General features: G+C 38.4%; 3 protein-coding genes. 2 read left to right on the forward strand and 1 reads right to left on the reverse strand.

The genetic code is table 11. The annotated features are described in order from the left end of the window. Positions 1 to 556 (reverse strand): transposase (locus F6K54_RS41665; RefSeq protein ID WP_293090361.1); only part of this gene is annotated, 556 nt, incomplete at its 3' end. 860 nt (positions 557 to 1416) lie between these two features. Between F6K54_RS41665 and F6K54_RS41670 the strand changes: the two genes are divergently transcribed. Both F6K54_RS41670 and F6K54_RS41675 read left to right on the forward strand, forming a co-directional pair. Then, positions 1417 to 3057, forward strand: coding sequence for a S8 family serine peptidase (locus F6K54_RS41670; RefSeq protein ID WP_293090362.1), 1641 nt, complete (start codon positions 1417 to 1419; stop codon positions 3055 to 3057). A gap of 509 nt (positions 3058 to 3566) precedes the next feature. Continuing rightward, positions 3567 to 3823: hypothetical protein (locus F6K54_RS41675; protein WP_293090363.1), on the forward strand; the 257-nt coding region annotated here is incomplete at its 3' end.

The raw sequence follows: 3823 nt of genomic DNA on the forward strand, positions 1-3823 counted from the left end.
AATCAATACCTATTTGTTTCTGGACTGGTTTAAGTTTTAAATCCCTGGTATCATTGACTCTCAAAGACACAGACCATCTACTAGAGGGGTCAAGTTTCACTGTTATTGTTGTTGGCACACAGTTTTGCGGTAGTTGTCTACTCCATCTAATAGGTAACGGTTCAGAGCATTTAGCTAGATAGACTTGACCATCTTTCCACTTAAATGCCGACTTCGTAAACTCAGCACTACCACCATTCCGTTTTTTCTTAAAGTTAGGATATTTGGCACGTCCACTAAAAAAGTTAGTGAAAGCTGTTTGTAGATGTCTCAATCCTTGCTGCAATGCTACACTACTTACTTCAGTCAGAAAATCTAAATCTTCCTGCTTTTTCCAGTGAGTCAGCATAGCTGAGGTTTGTTTGTAGCCTACTCGTTCTTGGTGTTCATACCAAGCTTGAGTTCTAGCAGCCAAAGCTTTGTTATAGATAAGACGTACACATCCCAAGGTTCTCCTCAACAGATTTTCCTGTTCCGGAGTTGGGTAAAACCTAAATTTGTACGCTTTTTCAACCATCTATGATTATTTGCTAATTAACTTTATTACATTTTAACACATTGTGTATGAAATATCAACATTGATTGCGATTCATCCCGACGCTCCCTTGGAGGAGAGCGCGGGTCTTCTCGCAACATCTTGATAAATTAGAAACCCGGTTACTGAAATTAGCCGAGTTTTTTTGTGCATAACCTCTAATCAATCAGATATATATTGATTTTACATAGGTTAAGGTTTCCTTTCATATAGAATAAGGAAGAAGAAAGAGGGAAGAAGGAAGAAGGAAGAAGAAAAAGCTAGATTAGTAATATCCTGCTGTTTGAGCTATTTCATAAGTCATATCAAATCCGTTCGGGTTCGGTATAAAAAAATTTTCATCTTCACCTAAAGAGCAAATCTTTCTAAATTCTCTTTTCTCCTGACTCCTGACTCCTAGATTAACTATCTAATTACACCGATGCTACCGGATTTGATATCAAATACAGCTCGTAGTTGTGTTTTAGCCCCTCAAATACTTGTGTTCGGGCTAAAGCACAACTACAAACAGTTTAGATCGTTTGTTTGACATACTCCCGACGTTGCGCTAACGCGACATGACGAACGCGGGATTCTTCAGTCAGAAAAAAAAGCTGACTGCTGTTTATACAGAGGTGATGTCCTCCCCCTGTGTTTAGAACAATTAAAAATTTGGGAAATATCTACTTTTTCCCTTTCAGGACTTATATCATATCTAGATAAGAGCGTGATCAAAAAACTTTTTCTTTCTTCTTCTTTCTTCCCTCCTGACTCCTGACTCCTGTACGTCGCCAATCCGACGGCTCCCCTACCTGACTCCTTCATAAACATAAAAATATTTGTACTATCTACCCCAAAGAACTATGTTTCCTTCAAGCTATCCTGAAAATTCCGCCGATAATCTTCTTCCAACTATTGATGTGAATAACAATTATATCATACCCGAACAATTAAAACAATTAAATAGTTATGAAGAAGCAATTTTATCTGTTAATGATATCTTAACAAAACAGCAAATTGTTACAGATGAAATAAATTTCCCCCCACAAATAAACAGTAATATTACTCCTTACCTAGAATCTCAAACTAAAGTTATCGAAAACCAGTCCGAAATAGATCTACTAACTGGTGAATTCATTACTCCTCAAAGAATAGCAAGTCAAATCAACCCATTCCCACAGTCAGATGACACCTTGATCAACGCTCGCGATATTGGAGTTTTGAATACCAATCAAATTTGGAATGATTTTGTAGGTGACTTCGACTCCGTAGACTATTATCGTTTCCATTTGAATACAACCAGTGACTTTAACTTATTTTTATCTGGCTTGAGTGCAGATGCTGATGTTGACTTGCTCGAAGACAAAAATAACGATGGTTTTGGAGAAATAATTGATTATTCTCTTGCTTCAGGCAGCGCTTCCGAAGAAATAAATGTGTCTAATTTAGACCCCGGTACTTATTACGTTAAAGTAAGTCAATACAGTGGAAATACAAATTATAATCTGAGTTTATCAGCAACACCTTCATTTAATTCTGGATCTTCATTTAATTCTGGTGGTTTTGATAGTATCTATGGATATGGTTTAGTTGATGCAAATGCAGCAGTTGCTCAAACTATCAACGCACCAACTCCTTTTCCTGAAGTTTTTGATTTTAATAATTGGGATGTCGAAGCAATTAATGCTCCCGAAGTCTGGAATCAAGGTTATACCGGACAAGGTATTGTAGTAGCAGTAATAGATAGTGGGGTAGACTACAATCATTTTGATTTAGCAGGTAATATCTGGACTAACATCAATGAAATTCCTAACAATGGTTTTGATGATGATGGTAATGGATATATAGATGATGTTAGGGGATGGGATATTATCAATAATGATAATGAGCCGATGGATTTTTTGGGTCACGGTACTCATATTGCAGGTACGATCGCCGCTCAACAAAATGGCTTAGGAATTACAGGAATTGCTCCTAATGCTAAAATTATGCCTGTTAAGGTAGGAAATTTTGAGAGAATTTTACCTGATAATGCTGCTGCTGGTATTTATTATGCAGTTAATAATGGTGCCCATGTAATTAATATGAGCTTTGGGAGAGATTTTTATTCTCCTGTAGTAAATGATGCCATCCGTTACGCAACAGAAAGAGGAGTTGTGGTAGCTATGGCAGCAGGTAATGACGGTGGTAGTTTTCCTAAATATCCAGCTAATAATCTACAACAATGGGGAATTGCTGCTGGGGCAACAGATTTTATAGGTAGAATTAGTGACTTTTCTAACCGTGCTGGTTCAATAACATTAAATTATGTTGTTGCTCCTGGAGAAAATATTTATTCGACTCTTCCTAATAATGATTTTGGAAATCGAAGTGGTACATCATTTGCTGCTCCTCATGTTGCTGGTGTAGCTGCTTTAGTCTTGAGTGCTAATCCTTTTTTAACTCCCGACCAAGTGGAACATATGATTACTACTACAGCTAATCCTAATCAAGTTATAGTTTAGGGAAGAAGGAAGAGGGAAGAAGGAAGAAGGAAGAAGGAAGAAGGAAGAAGGAAGAAGGAAGAGGGAAGAAGGAAGAAGGAAGAAGGAAGAAAAGACATCTCCTACTTCGCTTCTTGCCTCTTCATATAGAATCCGGTTATATACTAGCGGATTCTATATGAAGTACAGAGATTAATAATTAGGGTTTGCTGAAAAAGTCTTTTTAAGGAGTAGGGGACCCACCCCTCGCCCCTCCCCCTCCGGTGGAGGGGAAAAGGGGAGTAGGGGAGTAGGGGAGAATTTTTTTGCCCAACTATGCGCTAAAAATGCTATAGCAATGAGCGCTGGTATATTTACAAATTGCAGGAGGGGCCAAATAGCTAAAAGTCTTATATTATCAGCAATTCATTCCCCCTGTTGCCTGTTGCCTGTTGCCTGCGCACAGCGCTATAACTTTTTGAGCATGAAGAGCTGAAAACCATGTACTTTTTCAATACCTAAAAAGGCTAAAACCTTTATCTGGTAATTATTTGAGATTTAATCAGCAAACCATAATTACAACAGTAGGGACGTTGCATGCAACGTCCCTACTAGGTTTTGCTTATGGCGATGTGGTTCATAAATTTGAAAAGCGCTGTCAATCAATGCAAGTGCGGGCATCTTGCCCACGACGGGAGTACCTAATGAAAGTGGAATCTGCTGTAATATATGTTGATAATTACATAACTACTTTCTACTCCCTCACTCCCTCACTCCCTCACTCCCCCACTCCCCCACTCCCCCACTC

Origin of the sequence: Okeania sp. SIO3B5 (assembly GCF_010692555.1) — a bacterium.
In the GTDB taxonomy this organism is placed as follows: domain Bacteria; phylum Cyanobacteriota; class Cyanobacteriia; order Cyanobacteriales; family Microcoleaceae; genus Okeania.

Bases quoted from the DNA above. Each gene is read 5' to 3' on its own strand.
- F6K54_RS41670 (WP_293090362.1), top strand. From the start codon at position 1,417: ATGTTTCCTTCAAGCTATCCTGAAAATTCCGCCGATAATCTTCTTCCA.